Genomic DNA, 26592 nt, shown 5'->3' with positions numbered 1-26592 from the left:
GGCCGCCCGCGTTGCGCGTCCGTACGGGGCAGCCGGGAGGCGTCCGTACCGGGGGAGCGCGGGAACGGAGCAGCGGGAACGGCGGAGTGCGGTCCCCGGACGCCTGCCCGGGATCCGCACTCGTGGCGGGGTCAGCCCTCGAAGCCCGCGCCGCGCAGGATCGCGTCGATACGGGTGCGGTGGGCCGTCTCCCAGTCGTCCAGGCTCTCCGCGGCCTCCTTGGCCGCCTTCGCCCGCGCGTCCAGGAGGACCTGCCCGGCGCCGGAGCGCGGGACGACCACGACACCCTCCTCGTCGGCCACCACGATGTCACCGGCGGCCACGTCGACCCCGCCGCACCGCACGGGATGGTTGAGCGGCTCCACCGCCTTCTTCGTTCCCGGGATGGGGATGACCCCCCTGGCGAAGACCGGGAAGCCCATCGCGCGGACCTCGGCGAGGTCGCGGATCACCCCGTCGGCCACGAAGGCGGCTATGCCCCGGCGTTGGGCCACGGCGCACACGTTGCCGCCGGCGAGCGCGAAGTCGACGTCACCCGACTCGACGACGATGACGGAGCCGGGCTCCGCGCGGTGGATGGCCGCGTGCAGCATGAGGTTGTCGCCGGGCGGGCACCGGACCGTGAACGCCGGTCCGGCGATCCGGGGGGACGGCGTCCACAGGGGCCGGATGCCGATGTCCATGACCTGCCCGCGCCCCAGGAGGTCGGCGAGGGTGGTCGGGGAGATGTCCGTGAACTCGTTCGCGTCGTTCATGTTCCTCCGTCGTCCGGTGCGGATCGGTGCGGTGTGGTGCGGGGGCCGGCCACGGTCCGGGGCCCGTCGTCATCCGCGTCGGCCGGGCCGCTGCCCCGGCCGGGCTCCTTGGGAGGCTTGGCGAGGTGGTCCCGCAGTTGTGCGTGGCGGAACTGGTAGACCGCACCGGTCCGGCGCAGGACGCCCCGGTCCCAGGCTTCGTCCAGGAAGGCGTTCACCCGCCAGGGCAGGTGCCCCAGCAGCGGCAGCCAGAGACGGACCAGGACCAACCACCGGCCCCACGCGGTCAGGGTGATGACCCCGAGTGCGCCGACGAGTCCGGCCGAGACCGCGTGCTGCAGGCCGAGGGCGCGGCCGTTGAAATGCGTGACCGCGGCTCCGTATCCGAGGGCGAGGGCCAGCCCCGCCGCGGATGCCTGGACGAGCACAATGGTGCGGTTCGTGCGCAAGCGGTCCGCCGCGTCGGTCGATTCGTTCGGCTCGGGCTCTCTCTCGAACCAGGCCGTCAGTGTGAGGACGATCCCGATTCCCAGTCCGATCAGTGGCCCGGCCACTATCCAGTTTCCGAGGATCAGGGCGACCGCGAGCCAGGGGTACGCGAGGGCCTTCGCGTAGACCGCGATCGCGCCACCGTAGACGATCCCGAAGACGACTCCGCCGGCCAGCCCACTGCCGGCTCTGGGGAGGAAGCTCTTACGCACCCTTTCCCACCGCCTCTGTCTCGTCTCGCTGCCTATCGCGATCTGCATGCGGGACGGTTTGAACGGGCTGCCGACGTCGATCTTCGACGCGATTCCGTGTACGAGCCCGAAGCCCACCCCGATGCCCAGGCCGTTCATGAGCAAGGTCAGGGACACCGACAAGGGGGCTTGCGCCAAGAAGCCGACGAGGACGCACACGGTTCCTGACACGAGCCCGCACAGTGATCCGGAGACGATCATGCGCATGGGCAGGCTCATGGCCGTGCCCAGTTGCCACCAGGCGATGTCCTGGGCGTCCCACTGCTGTTGATCGGGCCACTGCCTCCTGGGCTGTTGCCTCCCGGGTTGCCGTTCCGGGTGCGGGTGCTTCTCGGGCTGTTGTTCCTGGCGCCGCTGTTGCTCGCGGCGCTGCTTTTCCCTGCGCCGCTCTTCCTCGCTCTGCTGTCGTGCGCTCAGCACCGTAAGATGCGTGGCGAGGTAGCCGAGCCATTTCTTCGCGTTGTCGGCGCTCCAGCGCTGACGCCTCGGGGCGTCCGGGTTGTGCTGGCTGCTGTACGCCCGGCTGAGGAAGGAGTCGAGAAGGTGCCCCTGCAGAGCGGTCGGAGAGTCGTGCTTGGCGAGCTCCAGCAGGTCCGCGGGCCTGCCGCCGGATCTACGGAAGTGCTCGGCCATGGTGAACATCAGGGGAGTGGACAGTACGTCGGCGAGCCGGGCGACGGCGGCGTCGCCACTGTCCTGGTCGTTCAATTTCTTCAGGACGCCTTCCCACGCTCCCAACTCACCCAACTGGTCGTTGTAGTCGGCGAGAGTGAGGCCCGTCAGCTCGATCCCCGGGAAGAGCCCTCCGTCTTCCTGGACGCTGACGAGCGCCTCGGGGCGGCTTGTCAGCAGTATCGGAAGTTTTGAGTCCTTGAGCTTGTCCAGCGCGGGTTTGTAGAGCTCCTTCGCCATCTCGTCGAACCCGTCCAGAATCGCGAGGACGTCACCGTTCTCGATCAGTTCGGCGGCCCATGTCCTCTGTTTACTGTGGTGCTGCCCGGCCAGGAAGGAGTGATCCCGTTCCAAACGTTCGGTCAGCCAGTCGCCGAGCCGAATGTCAGGATTCCATGATCCCAGGCTGAAGATCACCGGAACCGGTCCCTGTTCGATCCAGCCGACGTCCTCCAGCCGCGCCTGGGCGAAGCGCCGGATCAGGACGGACTTCCCCGAACCGGCCTGGCCCAATACCATTAATTTGCTGCGTTTCTTCTCCAGGTAGACAGCCGCGATGTCATTCAGCAACTGTTCCTGGCCCGGTCGGGGAGTGGACGCCAGGGATTCCGAGATCCTCCTGGTATCGCTCTTCCTGCCGGTGAATTCCTCGGGCGCGGCCTTGCAGTGCACGGGCAGCGGACGTCCGATCCGCACTTCCCTCTGCACCGGGTCCCGCTCCAGTTCGGCGAGGAGGATGTCCTTGAGGTCATGGAGCTTCGCGATCCGCGGGTCCGGGCGGCTCGGCGTGGGGTCGTCCGTACGGGTGGCGGGTGGCGCTGAGACGTTGGCGAGCGCGGGCGGCGCGACGCCGCATTTCCGCAGGGCCTCGACGAAGGTGGGTTCGGTGGCGAACCTCCGGGCCGGAAGGGCACGCAGGCAGCGGTTGTCGAACTCCTCGTCGTTGTGGATGACGACGCCGACGAGGTGGTCCTGGCAGAAGACCGCGGCGCCGGAGGCCCCGGCCCACGCCTGCGTGTCGTTCGGGGGTATGCGCGGCGCGACGTACTGGTTCAGGGAGTACAGATCCTGGGAGCCGTAACCGCCGGACAAGGGAGGGAGCTCCCCCCTCAGGTGTTCCACATTGTGCTGCCCCTCCTTGTAGACCGCGAAGGGGAACGCGAGACCGTCGTAGCGCACGATGGCGTTGCCTACGGCGCGCCCCCAGCGCACCGTCCCGCGGATGTCCGTCTCGTCCTTCAGCCGCAGCAGGGCGACATCGAGTCCGTCCGGGCCGATCCAGCACACCTTTCCGGGAAGGAACGGGCGGTCCCGGCCGGTGTCCTTGGGGTGCCCCACGCCCACATGGATCTCATGGGACGCCGAACCGATGCTCTCGCGGACGACGTGTCCGGCTGTCAACACCAGGCCGGGAGCGATGAGATAGCCAGTGCCGACGCGGCGGACCCGGGCAGCTTCGCTGACGCGGACCAGGGCCAGTCTCTGGCGTTCCAACTCAGCCCTCGTCATCCCCGGAATCGAACGGCTGGAAACTGATCTCGGGGCTGTTACCTCCTGCGGCCCGGTCCCTCACCTGCAGTTTCAGAGTCAGCTTGTGCGAGCGGGAAGTGGAATGGGATCCGGACCCGCCCGCGGTGGCCACCCCGAACTGCAACTTCCCCTCGCCCTTGGCGTCGTCACGCAGTTCCAGCAGCAGTTCGAGCTGGGCCTCCTCGATCCGGAAGGCGAACTGCTGCTGGGATCCCTGGGCCTGGGCCTGGTAGAGCTCCTGCCGCAGCTCCTCGATGGCTGCGGCCAGCCCGATGGTCGTCATGGATGCTCCTCGTCGACTGTGCGGTGGGGGAGGGGTGGCGACAAGTGATCCTGCTGATTCCAGTCCCCGTGGTGAACCGGTCGGCAGGCCCGACCTGTTGTTCCCTTTCCCGGACTTATTCGATCTTGCCGATGGAGTGGTGGGCCGGGGTGGTCCGTGAACGGAAGCCGATCTGGATCTTGGTGGGGGCGAGTGCGAGTCTCTGCCTGGTGACGGGGGCGCACGGGGGCGGGTTCCGACCCTGAGTGGGGTAGGGCGAGTCGGTCGTCATCGCCGTACCGTACCGGAAGTTGTTGTTGTGCGGGCTTCGTGAAAGATCACCCGCGGGAGAGGAATCCGGAGCGGAGTGCGAGGTCGACCAGGGGTGCTGAATACCTGATGTACAGTCAATTTGAAGGAATGGCGATGCCTTCGGTCGAAGGCGGTGTCGCCGTGGTCGCCCCTCGTGCCCGGCGTTGCGACGTTCCGTCGTACGGGCACGGTGTGTGTGCCGCGAGAGGCATCACTCAAAGGCCGACCGCCTTCCTGGGAGTACGCCACGTTCCTCTCGGAACCGGAGCCGCCCGGGCGGTGTCTTTCCAGTGACGTCGCGGATCCCGCCGGTCGAGATCGTCCGGGATTCGCGAATCCGGTACAGGTGTGCGGCCTGGAGAAACACCAGGAATGAGAGTCATTCCGCAATCGAACACCCTGAGCAACAGACGGGGGTCAATTCATGATCACCAAATGCGGCGGGCCAAGGGCAGGGTTGATCCTTGGGGCCGCGACAACTTTGGCGGCGGTGAACGGAGTCGTGGGCATCGTCGGTGCCGGAACGGCTGCCGCGCAACCATTCGCCCGCACATTCGACTACACATGCTCGTCCCCCGTGACCGGCGCTCAGCCGACCAGGGTGAAGATCGAATCGAACATCCCGGATTCGATCAAGGTCGGCGAGCCCGGCAGGACCATCTCCGTCGACGCGGTGGCGACGGTGAGCGCGGGGGTCACCGACTGGCTCACCAGGATCGGCGCGCAGACCCTTGAGGGCACCGCGAACGCGACGGCCCATGTCGACGGGCCCCAGACCGACTTCGACATGAAGGTTCCGTTCCGCATGGCCAGGACGAAGGTTCCGGCGTCCGGTTCGTTCAAGGTCGCCGCGACCGCCAGCGTCACCACGCCCACCTTCAGCCGGCCGGGCAAGGGCACGGTCACCGCCGGCGACCTCGCCCTCCATCTCGTCGCCACGAACGGGTCGGCGCAGGCCTGGGCCGATGCGCCGTGCACCCTGAACGCCAACAGCAGCAACTTCGTGAAGTCCTTCGACATCACGAAGCCGGGCTCCGGGGCCTCCACCGCTCCGCGGCCGACGACCGGTACGAAGCCGCCCGCCTCGCACCCGGGTGCCGGAACGGCGGCATCCGCTCCTCCGAGGCGGACGTCCGGTTCGGGGCCGTCCACCGGATCCGGGCGGACGACCGGACCCGTGACCGCCGACGTTCCGAAACCGGCCACGCCGGCGGCGGGTGGCGCGCCCACGTCCGGCACGCTGGATCCGGAGGCTTCCGGCCCCGCGGCCGCGATCAGCCCCACCCCGGTGGCCCAGGGCTCGGCCGAGCCCGTGATCGCCCGTGGGGCCCCGGCCACCGGCCTCGGCGTCAGGGAGTTCGTGCTGCTCGCCGTGGGTGTGCTCGTCGCCTGCGTCGGCACCTTCTTCCTCGGCATGCGGCTGAAGGCCCGTCGCGGCGGTGACGGTGGAGCGGACGGGCGGCGCGTCGTCCCGGAACGTGGGCCGCTGCCCGGGGCCGTCGAGAACGGAAGGCCCGATGCCCCGGGCCACGGGAACGGCGTGGACGTCGTCGTCCTCGGGCACCAGGGGCGCGACGCCAGGCCGGTGGCGCGTGCGGGCGGGAAGGTCCTGGGCGGCCAGGCCCGTTCGGCGTCCCGTCATGTGCTGCACCGGGTCGGCCGGCAGGGCGCGGGGGTGCGGTCGTGCGCGGGCGCCGACACGAACGGCCGGCTCCCGGAGCCACTCGGCGCCGATGACGCCGATGACATGGCCGTCCGCTGATTCGATCGGCTGGAAGTCCGACACCGGCCGCCTTCGTGAGGCGCCGGCACAAGGGTCGTCCCCCAGTTCGTGGGCGGGGCGGCCCTTCGTCGTGCCCGGGGGACCCGTCGCCCGGCCACCTACCCCGCTCAGGTCGGAGAAGAGGCTCGTCTCCAGAACACCGTGATCCACCGGACCGGTTCACGGACGGGGTGCCGACGAGTGGTCGAGGACCGGGCGGACCTTGGTGAGCATCAGGTCGAGGAACGCCCCGGGGTGCCGAAAGGCGGCGAAGTGGCCGGCGTCGGGGATCAGGGCGAAGCCCTTCACCGGCGCGTCGACGTCGTCGAAGAACCGCCGGGCGGGCCCGGGCGGGGTGAGGACCTCCCGCGCGCCCTGGAAGACGAAGAAGGGGAGGGCGAAGGAGGTGCCCTCGCGCCATTCGTCGATGGTCACCGCCTCCGGCGCGAGCCGCTCGGAGAAGGTCATCCCCTTCTTGTAGGCGGAGGTGTCGCGGCCGCCCTCGGCGATGTTCTGGTCGGTGCCGACGTACGCGGAGTACAGCTCGGGGTGGCTGCGGGCGAGGCGACAGCACCGTGCCGAAGGAGTTGGCGCGAGCCATGGCCTGAACCGGAGCCGGGGAGAAGAAGGCGCGTGATCTGCGGACCGGGGTCGCGCTGCTGTGGGGCGAGCGGGACCGGCCCACGCGCGGCCCCAAGCCCAGCCTCACCCCGCAGCGGATCGCCGAGGCGGCCGTCGGGCTCGCGGATGCCGAGGGCCTGGACGCCGTCTCGATGAACAAGGTCGCCGCCGCCTTCGACGTCTCCGCGATGGCCCTGTACGGCTACGTCCCCGGCAAGGCCGAGCTCGTGGAGCTGATGGTGGAGGCCGTGCTGAGGGATGCCCCCGACCTCGCGGCCGAGGCTCCGGACTGGCGGTCGCGGCTGACCGCCTGGGCCCGCTCCTGCCGGGAGGTGTACCGGGCCCACCCTTGGCTGCTGGCCGCCACGATGATGCGCCGCCGGCTCATGGGCCCCCACCAGCTCGCCTGGCTCGACGCCGCCCTCGGGATCCTGGAGCCCACCGGCCTGCCCGCGCCCCAGCGGCACCAGGTCTTCCTGCTGGTCATGGGCCATGTGCGCAGCCTCGCCCAGCAGGCCGCCGACTTCGACGCGGAGTACGAGCGGCAGTGGCTCGACCTGACCGGTGAGCTGCTCACGCGTCACGCCGACCGATTCCCGGCGCTCACGGGTGCCATCGGTGCCGGTGTCTTCGCGCCGGATGCCGCTGTAGGGGCGGACGCCGATCCGTTCGAGTTCGGGCTCTCGCGCATCCTCGACGGCGTCCAGGCCCTCGTCGACCGCCCCGAGTCCTGAGTTCTGGATCCTGCGCCCCGGGTCCGGCGGGGTTTCGGGTCGCGGGGTCGCGGCCATCCTGGTTCTGTCCGGGTCGTTCCGTCGGAGGCGGTCGGGCCGTCGGCCGGGTCCGGGCTTCGCCGCGGCGGGCCGACGGTGCCCGCGCATGACCGCGACGGGGTGATGTACTAGAGTTATCTCGACATCGAGATATATGCCGAAGGCGCAGCGCGGTCCGCGGGAAGTAAGGGTTACCTAACCAATCCTCACTCTAGCGGACGGTCGAGGGGCCGTAGGCGGCACCACGCGGCGCCTGGCGTGACAAGGCGCGGCGCGGAGTACGCGCACATTGATGAAGGAGACTGTCGTGTCGGCGAACAGCTTCGACGCCCGCAGCACGCTGCGCGTGGGCGACGAGTCGTACGAGATCTTCAGGCTGGACAAGGTCGAGGGCTCCGCGCGCCTCCCCTACAGCCTGAAGGTGCTGCTGGAGAACCTGCTCCGCACCGAGGACGGCGCGAACATCACCGCCGACCACATCCGGGCGCTCGGTGGCTGGGACTCGCAGGCGCAGCCCAGCCAGGAGATCCAGTTCACGCCGGCCCGCGTGATCATGCAGGACTTCACCGGTGTGCCGTGTGTCGTGGACCTCGCCACCATGCGTGAGGCCGTCAAGGAGCTGGGCGGCGACCCGGCCAAGATCAACCCGCTCGCCCCGGCCGAGCTGGTCATCGACCACTCCGTCATCGCCGACAAGTTCGGCACCAACGACGCGTTCGCGCAGAACGTCGAGCTGGAGTACGGCCGCAACAAGGAGCGCTACCAGTTCCTGCGCTGGGGCCAGACCGCCTTCGACGAGTTCAAGGTCGTCCCCCCGGGCACCGGCATCGTCCACCAGGTCAACATCGAGAAGCTGGCCCGTACGGTCATGGTCCGCAACGGCCAGGCCTACCCGGACACCCTGGTCGGCACCGACTCGCACACCACCATGGTCAACGGCCTCGGTGTGCTGGGCTGGGGCGTCGGCGGCATCGAGGCCGAGGCCGCGATGCTGGGCCAGCCGGTCTCCATGCTCATCCCGCGCGTCGTCGGCTTCAAGCTGACCGGCGAGCTCCCGGCCGGCACCACCGCCACCGACCTGGTGCTGACCATCACCGAGATGCTCCGCAAGCACGGTGTCGTCGGCAAGTTCGTCGAGTTCTACGGTGAGGGCGTCGCCGCCACCTCGCTCGCCAACCGCGCCACCATCGGCAACATGTCGCCGGAGTTCGGCTCCACCGCCGCGATCTTCCCGATCGACGACGAGACGCTGAAGTACCTGCGCCTGACCGGCCGTGACGAGCAGCAGGTCGCGCTCGTCGAGGCGTACGCCAAGGAGCAGGGCCTCTGGCTGGACCCGGCCGCCGAGCCGGACTTCTCCGAGAAGCTGGAGCTGGACCTCTCGACGGTCGTCCCGTCGATCGCCGGCCCGAAGCGCCCGCAGGACCGCATCGTCCTCGCCAACGCCGCCGAGCAGTTCAAGAGCGACGTCCTCAACTACGTCTCCACCGCCGACGAGGCGGGCAAGGAGTCCTTCCCGGCCTCCGACGCCCCGGCCGCCACCAACGGCACCCCGTCGAACCCGGTCACCGTGACCGCCCCCGACGGCTCGACGTACGAGATCGACCACGGCGCCGTCACCGTCGCCGCGATCACCTCCTGCACCAACACCTCGAACCCGTACGTCATGGTCGCCGCGGCGCTCGTGGCGAAGAAGGCGGTCGAGAAGGGCCTGTCCCGCAAGCCGTGGGTCAAGACCACCCTCGCCCCGGGCTCGAAGGTCGTCACCGACTACTTCGACAAGGCGGGTCTGACCCCGTACCTCGACAAGGTCGGCTTCAACCTCGTCGGCTACGGCTGCACCACCTGCATCGGCAACTCCGGCCCGCTGCCGGAGGAGGTCTCCAAGGCGGTCAACGACCACGACCTGGCCGTGACCTCGGTGCTCTCCGGCAACCGCAACTTCGAGGGCCGGATCAACCCCGACGTCAAGATGAACTACCTGGCGTCCCCGCCGCTGGTCGTCGCGTACGCCATCGCCGGTTCGATGAAGGTGGACATCACCAAGGACGCCCTGGGCATCGACCAGGACGGCAAGCCGGTCTACCTGGCGGACATCTGGCCCTCCGAGGCCGAGGTGAACGACGTCGTCGCCAACTCCATCGGCGAGGACATGTTCAACAAGTCCTACCAGGACGTCTTCGCGGGCGACGCCCAGTGGCAGGCGCTGTCGATCCCGACCGGCAACACCTTCGAGTGGGACGCCGAGTCCACCTACGTGCGCAAGCCCCCGTACTTCGAGGGCATGACGATGGAGACGACCCCGGTCGCCGACATCACCGGCGCCCGCGTCCTCGCCAAGCTGGGCGACTCGGTCACCACCGACCACATCTCCCCGGCCGGTGCGATCAAGGCCGACACCCCGGCCGGCCAGTACCTCACGGAGCACGGCGTCGAGCGCCGTGACTTCAACTCCTACGGCTCGCGCCGAGGCAACCACGAGGTCATGATCCGCGGCACGTTCGCCAACATCCGCCTGCGCAACCAGATCGCCCCGGGCACCGAGGGTGGCTTCACCCGCGACTTCACCCAGGACGGCGCGCCGGTCTCGTTCATCTACGACGCCTCGCAGAACTACCAGGCCGCCGGCACCCCGCTGGTCATCCTGGCGGGCAAGGAGTACGGCTCCGGCTCGTCCCGCGACTGGGCCGCCAAGGGCACCGCGCTCCTCGGCGTCAAGGCCGTCGTCGCCGAGTCCTACGAGCGCATCCACCGCTCGAACCTCATCGGCATGGGCGTCCTCCCGCTCCAGTTCCCCGAGGGCGCGAGCGCCGAGTCCCTCGGCCTGACCGGCGAGGAGACCTTCTCCTTCACCGGCGTGACCGAGCTGAACGACGGCACCACGCCGCGCACGGTCAAGGTGTCCACCGACACCGGTGTGGAGTTCGACGCGGTCGTCCGCATCGACACCCCCGGCGAGGCGGACTACTACCGCAACGGCGGCATCATGCAGTACGTGCTCCGCAGCCTGATCCGCAAGTAACAGCGGGTCCGGCAGGGCACCGGGCCGCCCCCTCCGCAGCACCGCGGAGGGGGCGGCCCCTTTTTCCGTACCGGGCCTCCGCGCGGGTGTCCCGGACCGGGGCGCCCCCGGCGGAATGCGATCGTGTACCGGCGGGTTCACCCGGTGACGGCGCACGGCGCACACGGCATCGTACGGAGAGAGCGGAAGCATCATGGGCGAGCTGATCCTGGTCCGGCACGGCGAGACGGAATGGTCGCGGTCCGGGCAGCACACGAGCCACACCGACCTGCCGCTGACCCCGTACGGGGAACGGCAGGCCCGCGCGCTGGCACCGCTGCTCGCCGGGCGGAACATCGCCGTCACCCTGGTCAGCCCCGCCCTGCGCGCCCGGCGCACCGCCGAACTCGCCTGGCTGCCCGACCCGGTCGTCACCCCCGACCTGGTCGAGTGGGACTACGGCGGCTACGAAGGGGTGACCACCGACGAGATCCGCCGCACCCGCCCCGACTGGAACCTCTGGACCGACGGGGTGGCCGCCGGCCCCGCGGACCACCCCGGGGAGACGCCCGCCGAGGTCGGCGCCCGCGCCGACCGGGTGCTCGCCGCCGTCGCGGCGGCGGCCGCCGGGCGCTCCGGGGACGAGGACATCGCGCTCGTCGCGCACTCCCACTTCCTGCGCGTCCTCACCGCCCGCTACCTCGGCCTGACCCCGGCCGAGGGCACCCTCTTCCAGCTCGCGACGGGGGCGGTCTCACGGCTCGGCACCGAGCACGGCAACCCGGTGATCACCGCGTGGAACGTGGCCCTGCCGGAGAACCTGATCCCCGGGACCGGACCGGAGACCGCCGCCCGCCCGTGACCGGCACCGGTCGGGGGCGGGCGGGGAACGGCCGTCAGGCGGTCAACTCCACCTCCGCGAGCCGCTCCCCATCACCCGCGCACACCCGGCGGTAGTGCGCGTACGAGCCCGGTGTGCGCAGCGCACTGCGCCCGCCGCCGAGGGGACCGGCAGCTCCACCGTGGCGACCCGGGCCGCGGGGGCGGAGGTGGCGTCGAAGAGCGCGCCCGCACCCCTCAGCCACTGGCCCGGACGTCAGTCACAGGAGCTGTGCGACGTCCAGTAGGTAGCCAAGTGTGGCGATGTGTCAAGGGCGTTGGAGGCGAATGCCGGGCCGTGTCGGCCCGAATGCGGAAATCTTCGCGCCGGAGCCGGGAGCATGCGGGGGCCATGTATCCGCGAGGTCTCAACTCGGGAAAGACTGCTGTTCAAACTCGCATTCGATCTTGCTCAGTCGGCCGTGAGTGGACTATACCTGTCGCACGTCCGCACCACCGCTCCGGTGACGCGGGCGTGGGGGACGAGGGGAAGAGGTCGAGGACGGCACGACGGGTGCCTCCGACAACCGGGCTCTCCGGTACCCCCACCGCACATGGTTAGCCTTAAATCAGCACCACCCAAGCGCAATTGACCGCGGTGGCGGGGCCCTTCGCCTGAGGCGAATTTCGACGGGCGACCGGTACACACCGCCTGAGTCCTGGAGAAGGCGAGGACTTGAGCATGGGATCCACCTCCGCCCACAACAACGAGGGCCTTGGCCGTCGCGATGTGATCAAGCGATCGGCCGCACTCGGCCTGATCAGCGTTCCCGCGATGGGCTTCCTGTCGTCCTGCGCGAGCGGCGACAGCGGCGGCGACAAGAAGGTCGAGAAGGGCAAGGTCTCCAAGACCAACCCGCTCGGCGTCAACGAGACGGCCCCGCTCGAGGTGGTCATCTTCGACGGCGGCTTCGGTCAGCAGTACGCGATCGACGCGGAGAAGAAGTACAACGAGGCGTTCCCGAAGGCCCCGAAGGTCAAGCACGTCGCGACCCAGAAGATCCAGTCGCAGCTCCAGCCCCGCTTCAACGGCGGCACCCCGCCGGACCTGATCGACAACTCCGGTGCCGAGCAGATGGACATGGGCGTCCTGGTCGGCAAGAAGCAGCTGCTCGACCTGACGCCGCTGATGGACGCCCCGTCCATCGACGACCCCAGCAAGAAGGTCCGCGACACGCTGCGCCCCGGTGTGCTGGAGATGGGCCAGTTCGACGGCGACCCCGTCTGGATCATGTACTACGCGTACACCGTGTACGGCGTCTGGTACTCGCAGACCGCGCTGGAGAAGCTGGACGCGGAGTACCCCGAGGACTGGGACGCCATGCTCGCCCTCTGCGCGAAGGCGAAGAAGAAGGGCATCGCGGGCTGGACGTACGCCGGTAAGTACCCGTACTACCTGCCGTTCTCGCTCTACCCGTTCATCGGCAAGATCGGTGGCCGGGAGGTTCTCGACAAGATCGACAACCTGGAGCCGAACGCGTGGAAGGACCCCGCTGTCAAGGCGGCCTTCGAGGCGTACTACGAGCTGTACAAGAAGGGCTACATCCTTCAGGGCACCCCCGGTCTGACCCACATCCAGTCGCAGACCGAGTGGACCAAGGGCAAGGCGCTCTTCCTCCCCAACGGTTCGTGGGTGGAGAACGAGGCGGCGCCGACCACGCCCAAGGACTTCAAGATGATGGTCTCGGCGCCGTCCAGCCTGGACTCGTCCGACAAGTTGCCGTTCGGCACCATCTGGGCGTCCGGCGGTGAGCCCTTCATCGTCCCGGCCAACGCGAAGAACCCCGAGGGCGGCATGGAGCAGCTGCGCATCATGCTCTCCGAGGAGTCCTCGAAGAACTTCACCAAGCAGGTCAAGTCGCTCAGCGCGTTCAACGGCGGCACGGACGGCCTCACCCTGTCCACCGCCATGCAGTCCGGTGTCGACGCCCTGAAGAAGGCCGGCGACAACGTGGTGAACCCGCGCCTCCAGGACTGGTACGTGAAGCTCCAGAAGGAGCAGATCGGCGTCGCCGGCATCGGCGAGATGATGGCCGGCCGTGCGACCCCGGCCGAGGCCATCAAGAAGATCCAGGCCTTCGCGGACGCGGCGGCCAAGGACCAGTCCATCAAGCACTACAAGCACCAGTGAGCAACCGTCACCAGCGGCGGCACCCGCGGAAAGATCGGGGTCGGTAAACGATGCAGCACGGCAAGTACCGTTTCATCGTGGGGTTCTTGACAGTCCCCTTGGCGTTGTACGCGGTCTTCGTCATCTGGCCGTTCATCCAGTCCATCTACTACTCGTTCACGGACTGGACCGGCCTGAGCCCGGATTTCAAGATGGTCGGGTTCGACAACTACACGAGGATGCTCAAGGACGACATCTTCTGGAAGTCCTTGCAACACAGCGTGTTGCTCGTGCTGCTGCTGCCGCTGGTGACGCTCGGCCTGGCACTCTTCTTCGCCTTCATGCTCAATGTCGGAGGCCGTCGGCGGAAGAACGCCACGGTCTCCGGCGTGCGCGGGTCGAGTTTCTACAAGATCGCCTATTTCTTCCCGCAGGTGCTCTCGATCGTCATCGTGGCCCTGCTGTTCCAGTTCGCGTACAACCCGGCCGGCGGGGTGTTCAATTCGGCGCTCAAGGCGATCGGTCTGGGCTCGGTCCATCCGGACTGGCTGGGTGACCCGAACCTCGCGCTGATCTGTGTCATGACGGTGCTGATCTGGTCGACGGTCGGTTTCTTCGTCGTTCTCTTCTCCGCCGGAATGGCGTCCATCCCGAAGGACTTCTACGAGGCGGCGCTGCTCGACGGGGCGAACCGTTTCACCACCTTCTTCAAGATCACCCTTCCGCTGCTCTGGGACACGGTGCAGTCGGGCTGGGTCTACATGGGCATCCTGGCGCTCGGCGTGGAGGCGTTCACCGCCGTACAGGTCATGACCGTGGGCCCCGGCGGCCCCGACTACTCGACCACGGTCCTGCCGCTGTACGTGTACCAGACGGCCTTCCGCGACGGACAGGCCGGCTACGCGACGACGATCGGTGTCGGACTGCTCGTCGTCACCATGGCCTTCGCCGCCATCGTGATGCGGCTGGGCCGGCGCGAGCGGCTGGAGTTCTGATGCCGCGACCGACAGGAGACGGTGCCCGGATATCCGGCAGGCACCACAAGCACCACAGGTCGGCCTCCGTGTCCGGCTCGACAGTACGAGGTGAGTACGCGTGAAGACGACTGACACCCCTCCCGCGGCACCGGCCGCCGACCCGGCCCCGGTGGCGAAGCAGCCCGCCGCGGCACCCAAGGAGAAGAGCAGCGAGGGCCACGTCCTCAACGTGTTCTCGCACGGTGTGCTGATCATCTGGGCGATCCTGGTGGTCCTGCCGCTGCTCTGGGCGGTGATGTCGTCCTTCAAGACGGACGACTCGATCCTGTCGACGCCGCTGTCGCTCCCCGACAAGCTGCACTTCGAGAACTGGTCGCGCGCCTGGAGCCAGGCGCACATGAGCGACTACTTCTTCAACACCATCGTGGTGGTCGGCTGCTCGCTCGTCGGCACCCTGCTGCTCGGCTCGATGGCGGCCTACGTACTGGCGCGGTTCGACTTCCCGGGCAACCGCTTCATCTACTTCCTGTTCATCGGCGGGATGAGCTTCCCGATCATCCTGGCGCTGGTCCCGCTCTTCTTCGTGATGAACAACATGGCCCTGCTGAACACCCGGCACGGGCTGATCATGGTGTACATCGCGTACTCGCTGCCGTTCACCGTCTTCTTCCTCACCTCCTTCTTCCGGACGCTGCCGACCTCGGTGGCGGAGGCGGCGATGCTCGACGGGGCCTCGCACACCCGGACGTTCTTCCAGGTGATGCTGCCGATGGCGAAGCCGGGCCTGATCAGCGTCGGGATCTTCAACTTCCTCGGCCAGTGGAACCAGTACATGCTGCCGACCGTCCTCAACACCGATCCGGACCAGCGGGTGCTCTCCCAGGGGCTGGTGGAACTCGCCAACAGCCAGGGCTACAAGGGGGACTGGTCCGGCCTCTTCGCCGGTCTGGTGATGGCGATGCTGCCGGTCCTCGGGGCCTACATCGTCTTCCAGCGCCAGGTGGTGGCCGGGCTCACCGCGGGCGCGGTGAAGTAGCCGCCCGCAGAGCCTCTTCCCGAACCGCCCGCCGGCCCGCGCCGGCGGGCGGTTCGCGTGCGTACGCGGCTGATACATGCCGCTCATCGGAGGCTTCGATTGCTCAAGGTCTTGACGGGGAGTGCCGCAAAACGGTCAGCTTGGGGTTCACATGTTGGAGAAAACGGTAGGAGTGAGAGAGTCGATGGAGACTCCGGGGTCGCAGACATCTCTGCATCGCGCCAACCTTGAGCGGGTCGTGCGCGCGGTACGTATGGCGGGCTCGCTCACTCAGGCGGAGATCGCACGGAGCACCGGCCTCTCAGCGGCCACCGTCTCCAATATCGTTCGTGAACTGAAGGAGAGCGGCACGGTCGAGGTCACCCCCACCTCGGCGGGCGGCCGCCGGGCCCGCAGCGTCTCGCTCAGCGGTGACGCGGGCATCGTGATAGGGGTCGATTTCGGCCACACCCACCTGCGGGTGGCGGTCGGCAACCTCGCCCATCAGGTCCTCGCCGAGGAGTCCGAGCCGCTGGACGTCGACGCCTCGTCGGCGGAGGGCTTCGGGCGGGCGGAGGCACTGGTCCGGCGGCTGATCGAAGCGACCGGGGTCGGCCCGGACAAGGTGATCGGCGTGGGGCTCGGTGTTCCCGGCCCGATCGACGTGGAGTCCGGCACGCTGGGTTCCACGTCGATCCTGCCGGGCTGGACGGGCATCAACCCCAGCAAGGAGCTGTCCGGCCGGCTCGGTGTGCCGGTCTACGTCGACAACGACGCCAACCTCGGCGCGCTCGGCGAACTGGTCTGGGGGAGCGGCCGGGGGGTGAAGGACCTCGCCTACATCAAGGTGGCCAGCGGGGTCGGCGCCGGCCTGGTCATCGACGGGCGGATCTACCGGGGCCCGGGCGGCACGGCCGGCGAGATCGGCCACATCACGCTCGACGAGTCCGGTCCAGTCTGCCGCTGCGGCAACCGCGGCTGCCTGGAGACCTTCACGGCCGCCCGCTACGTGCTGCCGCTCCTCCAGCCCAGCCACGGACCGGATCTGACGATGGAACGGGTGGTCCAGCTGGCCCGCGAGGGCGATCCGGGGTGCCGCCGGGTCATCGCCGACGTGGGACGGCACATCGGCAGCGGTGTCGCCAACCTCTGCAATCTGCTCAACCCCAGCCGGGTGGTGCTCGGCGGATCGCTCGCGGAGGCGGGCGAGTTGGTGCTCGGGCCGATCCGCGACTCGGTCTCCCGCTACGCCATCCCGAGCGCCGCCCGGCAGCTCTCGGTACTCCCCGGGGCGCTGGGCGGACGGGCCGAGGTGCTGGGCGCCCTGGCCCTGGTGCTCAGCGAGATGGGGGATTCGACCCTTTTGGAAAGTACCTTGCCGAAAGCCACTCCTGCCTTCACTTAGATAACGGATGGCACCGTTGTCATCTCGTTAAGGATTTACTCCTTGACGCTGTCGTCGTAGCCGAGTTGACTGCCAGCCACCTCGGCCGCGACGTCGCGGCCTCGTCAGGGAGGCAACCCGTAATGAACGCAACGACGCGACGCATTGTCATAGGAACGGCCGCGGTCTCCATGGCCCTCTCCCTCGCCGCCTGTGGCAAGGCCGGTGACGACAAGGGCTCCGGCGGGGGTGACGGCAAGACCATCGGCCTGCTGCTGCCGGAGAACAAGACCACGCGTTACGAGACGTTCGACCGCCCCATCATCGAGGCGAAGGTCAAGGCGCTCTGCGGCGACTGCGAGATCAAGTACAACAACGCCGCCGGTGACAGCGAGACCCAGAAGAAGCAGTTCGACGCGCTGGTCACCCAGGGTGTGAAGGTCATCATCCTGGACACCGTCGACTACAAGGCCGCCAAGTCCTGGGTCCAGCAGGCCGCCAAGAAGGACGTCAAGGTCGTCGCGTACGACCGCCTCGCCGAGGGCCCGATCTCCGCCTATGTGTCGTACGACAACGAGAAGATCGGCCAGCTCCAGGGCGAGGCGCTGGTCAAGGCGCTGGGCGCCAAGGCCAAGGAGAGCAACGTTGTCATGATCAACGGCTCGCCGACCGACCCCAACGCCCCCTTCTTCAAGAAGGGCGCCCACAGCGTCCTCGATCAGCAGGTCAAGAAGGTCGTGTACGAGCAGGACATCCCGGACTGGTCGCCGGACGAGGCCAACAAGAAGATGGGTGCCGCCATCGACTCGCTGGGCAAGACGGGCTTCCAGGGCGTCTACTCCGCCAACGACGGCATGGCGGGCGGCATCATCACGGCCCTGAAGAAGCAGGACATCAAGGTCCCGGTCGGCGGCCAGGACTCCGAACTCGCGGGAATCCAGCGCATCCTGACGGGCGAGCAGGCCTTCTCGATCTACAAGCAGATCAAGCCGGAGGCCGAGACCACCGCCGAGATCGCCGTCCGCCTGCTCAAGGGCGACAAGATCGACGACCTGGCCCCGGTCAAGGTCGACAGCCTCTCCGGCGAGTTCAAGGCCACCCCGTCGAAGCTGTACGACGCCTCGATCGTGACCAAGGAGAACGTCGCCTCCACCATCGTCGCCGACAAGGTGTACACGGTCGAGCAGATCTGCACCGCCCAGTACAAGGCGGCCTGCGCCGCCGCCGGGATCAAGTAACCACCACCGCACGGGAGTTCCGCGTCCGCGACCGGACGGCGGGATCCCGGAGCTCCCCGGTCCGGTCCGGCACCCGCCCCGTCCATGCCCCGCAGCAGGGGGCGGGTGCCGGACTGTTTCGCCGGCCCGGGCACCGACTTCCCCCCGGTGCCCGGCACCACCCCCCACCGCCGGTCAGGCGGCGAAGGAGATGATTCACGTGTCCGCTACGCCCGTGCTGGCGTTGCGCGGGATCTCCAAGCGGTTCGGCGCCGTCCAGGCGCTCACCGATGTGGACCTGGAGATCCACTCCGGCGAGGTGGTCGCCCTGGTCGGCGACAACGGCGCCGGCAAGTCGACCCTCGTCAAGACCATCTCGGGCGTCCACCCGATCGACGAAGGCGCCATCGAGTGGGAGGGCGGCACGGTCCGGATCAACCGGCCCAACGACGCCCAGGACCTCGGCGTCGCCACCGTCTACCAGGACCTGGCGCTCTGCGACAATCTCGACGTCGTCGCCAACCTCTTCCTCGGCAGCGAGCTGCGCCGGGCGTCCGTTCTCGACGAGATCGCCATGGAGAAGCGCGCCAAGGAACTGCTGGACACCCTGTCCATCCGGATCCCCAGCGTCCGTATCCCGGTCGCCTCACTCTCCGGCGGGCAGCGCCAGGTGGTGGCCATCGCCCGCGCGCTGATCGGCGACCCCAAGATCGTCATCCTGGACGAGCCGACCGCCGCCCTGGGCGTCGAGCAGACCGCCCAGGTCCTCGACCTGGTCGAGCGGCTGCGCGAGCGCGGCCACGGCGTCATCCTGATCAGCCACAACATGGCCGACGTACGCGCCGTCGCCGACCGGGTGGCGGTGCTGCGGCTGGGCCGCAACAACGGGGTCTTCGACGTGGCCACCACCTCCCACGAGGAGATCATCTCCGCGATCACCGGTGCCACGGACAACGCCGTCACGCGCCGTCAGGCCCGCACAGCGACGAAGGAGGACGCCAAGTGAGCGACCTCGCCAAGACCCCCAAGTCCCCCAAGTCCCCCGAGACGTCCGAGACCTCCCGGGCCCCCGGAACCGCAGAGGGAGCCGCCGTCGAAGCGGCCCCCGGGGCGGCCGCCCCCGCCGTCGACCCGCGTCTGCTCGTGCGCGAGGAGGGCTTCAGGGGCTACTGGTCGGAGTTCACCCGCAAGGTGCGCGGCGGCGAGCTCGGCTCGCTGCCGGTCCTGGTCGGACTGATCGTCATCGCGGTCGTCTTCCAGATCCAGAACGAGAACTTCCTCTCCGCCAGCTCCATCGCCAACATCGCCGTCTACAGCTCCGGCCTCGGCATCATGGCGGTCGGCATCGTCTTCGTCCTGCTGCTCGGCGAGATCGACCTGTCGGTCGGCTCGGTCGCCGGGGTCGGCGCGGCCACCTGGGCCGTGCTCAACGTCAACCACGGCTGGCCCGAATGGGCCGCGGTGCTGGTGGCGGTGGGCGGCGGGCTGGTGCTCGGCGCGCTGCACGGCTTCTTCTTCGCCAAGATCGGGGTACCCGCCTTCGTCGTCACCCTGGCCGGCTTCCTCGGCTGGAGCGGTCTCCAGGAGTGGATGATGGGCGGTGAGGGCTCGATCAACACCCCGTCCGGCAGCTTCGTGGAGAACCTCACCAACTACTTCTTCGAGGACAAGGCGGCCGGCTACGGGCTCGCCGTGGTCGCCGTCCTCGCGTACGCGGCCTCGCTCCTCATGGACAGCAGCCGGCGCCGGGCCGCCGGTCTGCCCGCCCGCCCGATCAGCGAGGTCCTGCTCCGCACCGGCGTCGTCGCCGTGCTGTGCCTCGCCGTCGCGTTCGTACTGAACGAGCCCTCCGGCGCCCGCGGCCTGCCGCTGGCCCTGGTGCTCTTCCTCGCGGTGCTGGTCGTCGCGGACTTCGTCGCCCGGCGCACCAGCTTCGGCCGCCAGGTCTTCGCGGTGGGCGGCAACCCGGAGGCCGCGCGCCGCGCCGGTATCAGCGTCGACCGGGTCCGGATCACCGTCTTCGCGCTCTCCGGCATGCTCGGCGCCTTCGGCGGCCTCTTCATCGCCAGCCTCTCCGGCGGCGCCACCAAGAGCGTCGGCGGCGGCAACACCCTGATGCTGGTCATCGCGGCGGCCGTGATCGGCGGCACCAGCCTTTTCGGCGGCCGGGGCAAGGTCTGGTCCGCGCTGCTCGGCATGGTCGTGATCCAGTCGATCCAACAGGGCCTGAACATGATCGGGATGGCCAACGCCATCCAGTACATGATCACCGGCGCGGTGCTGCTGGCCGCCGTGGTCATCGACTCGGTCTCCCGCCGCACGCAGAAGACCGCGGGCCGCGCGTAGCCCGGGGGCACCGCCGCGTCCGCCCGCCCGAGGCGTACCCCGGGCAGGCGGACGCGGCCGTATTTTCCGGACCATATGTACGGAGTACGTACCGAACGGACCGCCCGATGCCCCCCGGCGCGACCGGAACATTAGACTCATCGGACCGGCATGCTCGACCAGCTCAAGACGCAAGGAGGCACGGGTGGCCCTGCTGACCCGCATCGGTGGACCGCGTGACCTGGACCGGCTCACGCCCGAGCAGCTGGAGCAGCTCGCCGAGGAGATCCGGACCTTCCTCGTCGACGCGGTGTCCAAGACCGGCGGCCACCTCGGCCCCAACCTGGGCGTCGTCGAGCTGACCATCGCCCTGCACCGGGTCTTCGACTCGCCGCGGGACAAGGTGCTGTTCGACACCGGGCACCAGAGCTATGTCCACAAGCTCCTCACCGGCCGCCAGGACTTCTCGAAGCTCAAGAGCAAGGGCGGCCTCTCCGGCTACCCCTCCCGGGCCGAGTCCGAGCACGACGTGATCGAGAACTCGCACGCCTCGACCGTCCTCGGCTGGGCCGACGGCCTCGCCAAGGCCAACGAGGTGCTCCGCAGGAACGACCACGTCGTCGCGGTCATCGGTGACGGCGCGCTCACCGGCGGTATGGCCTGGGAGGCGCTGAACAACATCGCCGCCGCCAAGGACCGCCCGCTGGTCATCGTCGTCAACGACAACGAGCGCTCCTACGCGCCGACCATCGGCGGCCTCGCCAACCACCTCGCCACCCTGCGCACCACCGACGGCTACGAGCGCTTCCTGGCCCGGGGCAAGGACATCCTGGAGCGCACCCCCGTCGTCGGCAGGCCGCTGTACGAGACGCTGCACGGCGCGAAGAAGGGCCTCAAGGACTTCATCGCCCCGCAGGGCATGTTCGAGGACCTCGGCCTGAAGTACGTCGGCCCGATCGACGGCCACGACATCGAGGCGCTGGAGTCCGCGCTCCAGCGGGCCAAGCGCTTCGGCGGCCCGGTCATCGTGCACTGCATCACCGAGAAGGGCCGCGGCTACACCCCGGCGCTCCAGGACGAGGCGGACCGCTTCCACGCGGTCGGCAAGATCCACCCGGACACCGGGCTGCCCATCGCCTCCTCCGGCCTCGACTGGACCTCCGTCTTCGGCGAGGAGATGGTCAAGCTCGGCAGGGAGCGCGAGGACATCGTCGCGATCACCGCGGCCATGCTCCAGCCGGTCGGGCTGACCAGGTTCGAGAAGGAGTTCCCGGACCGGATCTACGACGTCGGCATCGCCGAGCAGCACGGCGCGGTCTCCGCGGCCGGTCTCGCCACCGGCGGTCTGCACCCCGTCTTCGCGGTGTACGCCACCTTCCTCAACCGCGCCTTCGACCAGGTCCTGATGGATGTCGCGCTGCACAGGTGCGGTGTGACCTTCGTCCTGGACCGGGCCGGGATCACCGGCACCGACGGCGCCTCGCACAACGGCATGTGGGACATGTCGATCCTGCAGTGCGTGCCCTCCCTCCGGATCGCCGCCCCGCGCGACGCCGACCAGGTCCGGGCCCAGCTCCGCGAGGCCGTCGAGGTCGACGACGCGCCGACCGTGGTCCGTTTCTCCAAGGGCGCGGTCGGCCCGGCGGTCAAGGCCGTCGGCCGGGTCGGCGGGATGGACGTGCTCCGCGAGCCCGGCGCCACCCGGCCGGACGTACTGCTGGTCTCGGTCGGCGCGCTCGCCCCGATGTGCCTGGAGATCGCCGACCTGCTGGAGGCCCAGGGCATCTCGACGACCGTCGTCGACCCGCGGTGGGTCAAGCCGGTCGACGAGGCCATGGCCCCGCTCGCCGAGCGGCACCGGGTCGTCGTCACCGTCGAGGACAACAGCCGGGCCGGCGGGGTCGGCTCCGCCGTCTCCCAGGCCCTGCGCGACGCCGGGGTCGACGTACCGCTGCGGGACTTCGGCATCCCGCCGCGCTTCCTCGACCACGCCTCCCGCAAGGAGGTCATGGCCGAGATCGGGCTGACCGCGCCGGACATCGCCCGCCAGGTCACCGGCCTGGTCGCCAAGCTGGACGGCCGTTTCGGGAGCGGCACCGAGGCCGGTGCGGTGATCGAGCCCGCCCGCGACTGACGCCGCCGCGGCCCCGAGCGGGCCGGACCGCCGCCGCACGGCAATGGGCCGGTCGGGTCACCCTGTACGGGTGGTCCGACCGGCCCATTCGTGTGAAATCGCCCGATTTGTCACCCTGGTTCGTCGCGCCGGGCCCGAATCATGGCGTACACGACGAATGCGCGGAGGTACGCAGGTGACTGCCCAGCAGGACACACCACCCAGCGGTGACGGACTGTTCCGGACCAAGACGGTCGAGGAGTCCATCCGCGACACCGAGGAGCCGGAGCACGCGCTGCGGAAGTCCCTCTCCGCCCTGGACCTCACGGTCTTCGGCGTGGGCGTCATCATCGGCACCGGCATCTTCGTCCTCACCGGCAAGGTGGCCAAGGAGACGGCGGGGCCCGCCACCGCGATCGCCTTCGTCGTCGCGGGGGTCGTCTGCGCGCTGGCCGCGCTCTGCTACGCCGAGTTCGCCTCGACCGTCCCGGTCGCCGGTTCGGCGTACACCTTCGCGTACGCCTCGCTGGGCGAGCTGGTCGCCTGGATCATCGGCTGGGACCTGGTGCTGGAGTTCGCGCTGGGTACGGCGGTGGTGGCGGTCGGCTGGTCCGGGTACGTCCGCTCGCTGCTGGAGAACTTCGGCTGGCACGTCCCCGACGCGCTCTCCGGAACGGACGCGGCAAAAGGTTTCGGCTTCGACATCCTGGCGTTCTTCCTGGTGCTCGTGCTGACCGTGGTGCTGGTGCTCGGGATGAAGCTCTCCGCCCGGGTCACGACCGTGGTCGTCGCCATCAAGGTCGTGGTGGTCCTGATCGTGATCATCGCCGGGAGCTTCTTCGTGAAGGCGGCCAACTACTCGCCGTTCATCCCCAAGGCGCGGCCGCAGACCGGGGGCTCCGGCCTGACCGAACCCCTGGTCCAGCTGATGTTCGGCTACGCGCCCACCAACTTCGGCGTCATGGGCATCTTCACCGCCGCCTCCATCGTCTTCTTCGCCTTCATCGGCTTCGACGTGGTGGCCACCGCCGCCGAGGAGACCAAGGTGCCGCAGCGCGACATGCCGCGCGGCATCCTCGCCTCGCTCTTCGTCTGCACCGTGCTCTACGTGGCCGTCTCGCTGGTGGTGACCGGCATGGAGCACTACTCCGACCTGTCGGTGGAGGCCCCGCTCGCCGATGCCTTCAAGGCCGTCGGCCACCCCGTCTACGCCGGGCTGATCAGCTTCGGGGCCGCGATCGGCCTCACCACCGTCTGCCTCATCCTGCTGCTGGGGCAGACCCGGGTCTTCTTCGCGATGAGCCGCGACGGGCTGCTCCCCAGGTTCTTCTCCAAGACCCACCCGAAGTTCCGCACCCCGTACCGCCCGACCATCCTGCTCGGCGTGGTCATCGCCGTCGTCGCCGGGTTCACCAGCATCAACGAGCTGGCGGCGCTGGTGAACATCGGTACGCTCTTCGCCTTCGTCGTGGTCGCCCTCGGGGTGCTGGTGCTGCGCCGCACCCGCCCCGACCTGCACCGCGCGTTCCGTACCCCGTGGGTGCCGTTCGTCCCCATCGCGTCGGTGGCCGCCTCGGTGTGGCTGATGCTCAACCTCCCGGCGGAGACCTGGCTGCGGTTCGGTATCTGGATGGCCATCGGCGTGGTCATCTACTTCACCTACGGGCGTGCGCACAGCCGACTGCACGGGCGGCGGACCGCGGGTGACGGCGGCCGGTCCGGCCGCGGGCGGAAGGGGCGCCCCGGGCAGGGGTCATAGGATGCCCATATGACTTGGTTGATCACGGGTGGCGCGGGTTTCATCGGGGCGCATGTCGTACGGGCGATGCTCGACGCGGGCGAGCGGGTGGTCGTGTACGACGACCTGTCGACCGGTGACCCGGCCCGGATCCCCGACGGGGTGCCCTTCGTCAAGGGCTCCACGCTCGACCGGGAGGCGCTGGACCGGGCGATCGCCGGGCACGGTGTCGACGGCGTCGTCCATCTGGCGGCCAAGAAGCAGGTGGCCGAGTCCGTGGCCCGTCCGCTGCACTACTACCGGGAGAACGTGTACGGGCTCCAGACCCTGCTGGAGGCCGTCACCTCGGCGGGCGCCCGCCGCTTCCTGTTCTCCTCGTCGGCCGCCGTCTACGGTCTGCCGGACGTGGACCTGGTCACCGAGGCCACGCCCTGCGCGCCCATCAACCCCTACGGCGAGACGAAGCTGGCGGGCGAGTGGATGGTCCGCGCGGCGGGCGCGGCGCACGGCATGGCGACGGCCTCGCTCCGCTACTTCAACGTGGCCGGCGCGGCCTCGGCGGACCTCGCCGACACGGGGGTCCACAACCTGGTCCCGATGGTCTTCGAGCGGCTCACGGCGGGCGAGGCCCCGCTGGTCTTCGGCGACGACTACGCCACCCCGGACGGCACCTGCATCCGCGACTTCATCCATGTCGCCGACCTCGCCACGGCCCATGTCGCCGTGGCCGGGGCGCTCGCGGCCCGTGGCGACGGCACCGACCTGACGGTCAACATCGGCCGGGGCGAGGGCGTCTCGGTGCGGGAGATGATCGCCCTGATCGGCGAGGTCACCGGCTACGGACCGGCGGCCGAGCCGGTGGTGCGGCCCCGTCGCCCCGGCGACCCGGCCCGGGTGGTGGCCGCTTCCGACCTGATGCGCTCCGAGCTGGAGTGGACGGCGCGGCACGGGGTGCGCGCGATGGTCGAATCGGCCTGGGAGGGCTGGTGCCTGTACCACCCCGAGGCGCGGCGCTGACGCGCTCCGGCCCACGGCGATGCCCAGGAACCACGCGGTTCCGGGGCATCGCCGTACGGCTGGTCCGGCCCGGTCAGCCGCCGGTCGCCGGCGACTTCTTCGCGGACTCGGGGATGGTGGAGTCCTCGCGGATCGCCTTCCAGAGCGTGTCGGCCTGGGGCCGGGCCGCGACGACCCGGTTCGGGTCCACCTTGTCGTACGCGACCGGCAGCATGATGGTCTCCATCGTGCCCGGGTCGACACCGTTCATCGACCGGGCGAACTCCGCCAGGGAGGTCAGCGAGGCCAGCCCGGAGTCGGTGGTCAGCGACTTGGTCGCGGAGTTGGCCACCTTGTAGGTCTTCGCCGGACTGCCCAGCAGGTCCTGCGACTTGACCTCGCTCAGCAGGGCCAGCAGGAACTGCTGCTGGAGGCCGATGCGGCCGAGGTCGCTGCCGTCGCCGATGCCGTGCCGGGTCCGGACGTAGGCGAGGGACTGGGTGCCGTCGAGCCGGTGCGTACCGGCGGTCAGGTCGAGCCCGGAGGACTTGTCGTGGATGGGCTTCTCGACGTCGACGGTGACTCCGCCGATGGCGTCGACGAGGTCCTTGAAACCGGCGAAGTTGATCTCCAGGTAGTGGTCGATGCGGACCCCGGACATCTTCTCCACGGTCTTGACCACACAGGCCGGGCCGACCTGGGAGTACACCGAGTTGAACATCACACGGTTCGCCGTCGGCACCGCCGTGCCGTCGGCCTTGGTGCACTCGGGCCGGGTCACCAGCGTGTCGCGCGGTATGGAGACCGCGACGGCCCTGCTCCGGCCCTCGGGGATGTGCACCACCATGGCGGTGTCGGAGCGCGCGCCGCTGACGGCGCCGCCACCGCCCAGCTCCTTGTTCTCGGCGCCGTCCCGTGAGTCGGAGCCGAGGACGAGCAGGTTCTGTCCGCTGGTCGGGAGCTTCTCGGGGCGGTCCTCGCCGAGCGCCTTGTCGATGTCGACGCCGGTGATGTTCCCGTCGAGCCTGCTGTACAGCCAGTACGTGGTGGCGCCACCGGCGACCACGAGCACCAGCAGCGTGACGAGCACGGCGCGCCTGATGCGCTGACCGCGGGTACGGACCTTGCGGCCCCTGGACTTGCGGCGGGAGGACGGATCGGATTCGTCAGACATGCATGCAGCTCGTCATCGTCTGGGCCCCTGGGCCGGTGGGGGACCACTGAGGCGAGGCGGGACCTCCCGTCGCGGCCCGGCCACGAGGGACCGGGGACGGAAGGGGGGATCGTACGGAACACCCGCCCGCGGCTCATGGGGCGCGCGCTGGGCAGGGTCACGGCGGGCGTCGCCGACCGCGCAGGCGCCGACGGATCGGACGCTGGAGCACTATAGGCAGATTTTCCGAGCGGGCG

The 26592-nt window shown here is 69.3% G+C and carries 20 protein-coding genes; 14 read left to right on the top strand and 6 right to left on the bottom strand.

The genetic code is table 11. The features are described from left to right. Positions 1-131: 131 nt before the first annotated feature. From ACWC97_RS10215 to ACWC97_RS10200, 4 genes are all read right to left on the bottom strand, one after another. Entirely contained in the window at positions 132-755 is a 624-nt protein-coding gene (locus ACWC97_RS10215) for an RraA family protein (protein WP_450648565.1), read from the bottom strand. After that, positions 752-3676: a trypsin-like peptidase domain-containing protein gene (locus ACWC97_RS10210; protein WP_450648563.1), complete on the bottom strand. Its 2925-nt coding sequence runs from the start codon at positions 3674-3676 to the stop codon at positions 752-754. The genes ACWC97_RS10215 and ACWC97_RS10210 overlap by 4 nt, the downstream gene beginning before the upstream one ends. Beyond that, complete coding sequence (locus ACWC97_RS10205) at positions 3663-3980, bottom strand: trypco2 family protein (protein ID WP_352273099.1); 318 nt, start codon at positions 3978-3980, stop codon at positions 3663-3665. Before ACWC97_RS10205 ends, ACWC97_RS10210 begins: the two co-directional genes overlap by 14 nt. Before the next feature lie 115 nt (positions 3981-4095). Then, positions 4096-4251 (bottom strand): hypothetical protein, encoded by a 156-nt coding sequence (locus ACWC97_RS10200; protein WP_450648561.1) that lies wholly within the window; start codon positions 4249-4251, stop codon positions 4096-4098. A 444-nt stretch (positions 4252-4695) separates the two neighbouring features. Between ACWC97_RS10200 and ACWC97_RS10195 the strand changes: the two genes are divergently transcribed. After that, entirely contained in the window at positions 4696-6033 is a 1338-nt protein-coding gene (locus ACWC97_RS10195) for a DUF6801 domain-containing protein (RefSeq protein ID WP_450648559.1), read from the top strand. Positions 6034-6213: 180 nt separating this feature from the next. Here ACWC97_RS10195 and ACWC97_RS10190 read toward each other — a convergent pair whose 3' ends face one another. Then, positions 6214-6501 (bottom strand): hypothetical protein, encoded by a 288-nt coding sequence (locus ACWC97_RS10190; RefSeq protein WP_450648557.1) that lies wholly within the window; start codon positions 6499-6501, stop codon positions 6214-6216. Between the two features lie 170 nt (positions 6502-6671). On the opposite strand from ACWC97_RS10190, the gene ACWC97_RS10185 reads away from it, so the two are divergent. The 13 genes from ACWC97_RS10185 to galE all read left to right on the top strand — a co-directional run bounded on the left by ACWC97_RS10185 (position 6672) and on the right by galE (position 25203). Beyond that, positions 6672-7388 (top strand): TetR/AcrR family transcriptional regulator, encoded by a 717-nt coding sequence (locus tag ACWC97_RS10185; RefSeq protein WP_450648803.1) that lies wholly within the window; start codon positions 6672-6674, stop codon positions 7386-7388. A 346-nt stretch (positions 7389-7734) separates the two neighbouring features. Beyond that, entirely contained in the window at positions 7735-10449 is a 2715-nt protein-coding gene (gene acnA / locus ACWC97_RS10180; RefSeq protein WP_352273093.1) for an aconitate hydratase AcnA, read from the top strand. Positions 10450-10642: 193 nt separating this feature from the next. Further along, the gene (locus ACWC97_RS10175) at positions 10643-11290 is read left to right on the top strand and encodes a histidine phosphatase family protein (protein WP_450648555.1); all 648 of its coding nucleotides are present in this window, start codon (positions 10643-10645) and stop codon (positions 11288-11290) included. 699 nt (positions 11291-11989) lie between these two features. Continuing rightward, positions 11990-13438 (top strand): N-acetylglucosamine/diacetylchitobiose ABC transporter substrate-binding protein, encoded by a 1449-nt coding sequence (gene ngcE / locus ACWC97_RS10170; protein ID WP_352273091.1) that lies wholly within the window; start codon positions 11990-11992, stop codon positions 13436-13438. A gap of 50 nt (positions 13439-13488) precedes the next feature. Further along, complete coding sequence (locus ACWC97_RS10165) at positions 13489-14412, top strand: carbohydrate ABC transporter permease (RefSeq protein ID WP_352273090.1); 924 nt, start codon at positions 13489-13491, stop codon at positions 14410-14412. 100 nt (positions 14413-14512) lie between these two features. Next, a complete protein-coding gene (locus tag ACWC97_RS10160; RefSeq protein WP_352273089.1) occupies positions 14513-15430 on the top strand; it encodes a carbohydrate ABC transporter permease in 918 nt (305 codons plus the stop codon). 184 nt (positions 15431-15614) lie between these two features. Further along, positions 15615-16814, top strand: coding sequence for an ROK family transcriptional regulator (locus ACWC97_RS10155; RefSeq protein ID WP_352273088.1), 1200 nt, complete (start codon positions 15615-15617; stop codon positions 16812-16814). 122 nt (positions 16815-16936) lie between these two features. After that, on the top strand, positions 16937-18031 hold the full coding sequence (locus tag ACWC97_RS10150) for a substrate-binding domain-containing protein (protein ID WP_352273087.1): 1095 nt from the start codon (positions 16937-16939) through the stop codon (positions 18029-18031). 190 nt (positions 18032-18221) lie between these two features. Beyond that, on the top strand, positions 18222-19016 hold the full coding sequence (locus tag ACWC97_RS10145; protein WP_352273086.1) for an ATP-binding cassette domain-containing protein: 795 nt from the start codon (positions 18222-18224) through the stop codon (positions 19014-19016). Beyond that, positions 19013-20356, top strand: coding sequence for a sugar ABC transporter permease (locus tag ACWC97_RS10140; protein WP_352273085.1), 1344 nt, complete (start codon positions 19013-19015; stop codon positions 20354-20356). The genes ACWC97_RS10145 and ACWC97_RS10140 overlap by 4 nt, the downstream gene beginning before the upstream one ends. 184 nt (positions 20357-20540) lie before the next feature. Further along, positions 20541-22469, top strand: coding sequence for a 1-deoxy-D-xylulose-5-phosphate synthase (gene dxs, locus ACWC97_RS10135; protein ID WP_352273084.1), 1929 nt, complete (start codon positions 20541-20543; stop codon positions 22467-22469). A gap of 175 nt (positions 22470-22644) precedes the next feature. Then, a complete protein-coding gene (locus ACWC97_RS10130; RefSeq protein ID WP_450648550.1) occupies positions 22645-24207 on the top strand; it encodes an amino acid permease in 1563 nt (520 codons plus the stop codon). Between the two features lie 9 nt (positions 24208-24216). Beyond that, positions 24217-25203 (top strand): UDP-glucose 4-epimerase GalE, encoded by a 987-nt coding sequence (galE, locus tag ACWC97_RS10125; RefSeq protein WP_352273082.1) that lies wholly within the window; start codon positions 24217-24219, stop codon positions 25201-25203. Between the two features lie 73 nt (positions 25204-25276). On the opposite strand, the gene ACWC97_RS10120 is transcribed toward galE, so the two are convergent. Then, complete coding sequence (locus tag ACWC97_RS10120; RefSeq protein WP_352273081.1) at positions 25277-26356, bottom strand: LCP family protein; 1080 nt, start codon at positions 26354-26356, stop codon at positions 25277-25279. Between the last annotated feature and the right edge of the window lie 236 nt (positions 26357-26592).

It is taken from the genome of Streptomyces sp. NPDC001108 (assembly GCF_053598535.1).
This window is presented reverse-complemented; position numbering and strand designations above follow the sequence as displayed.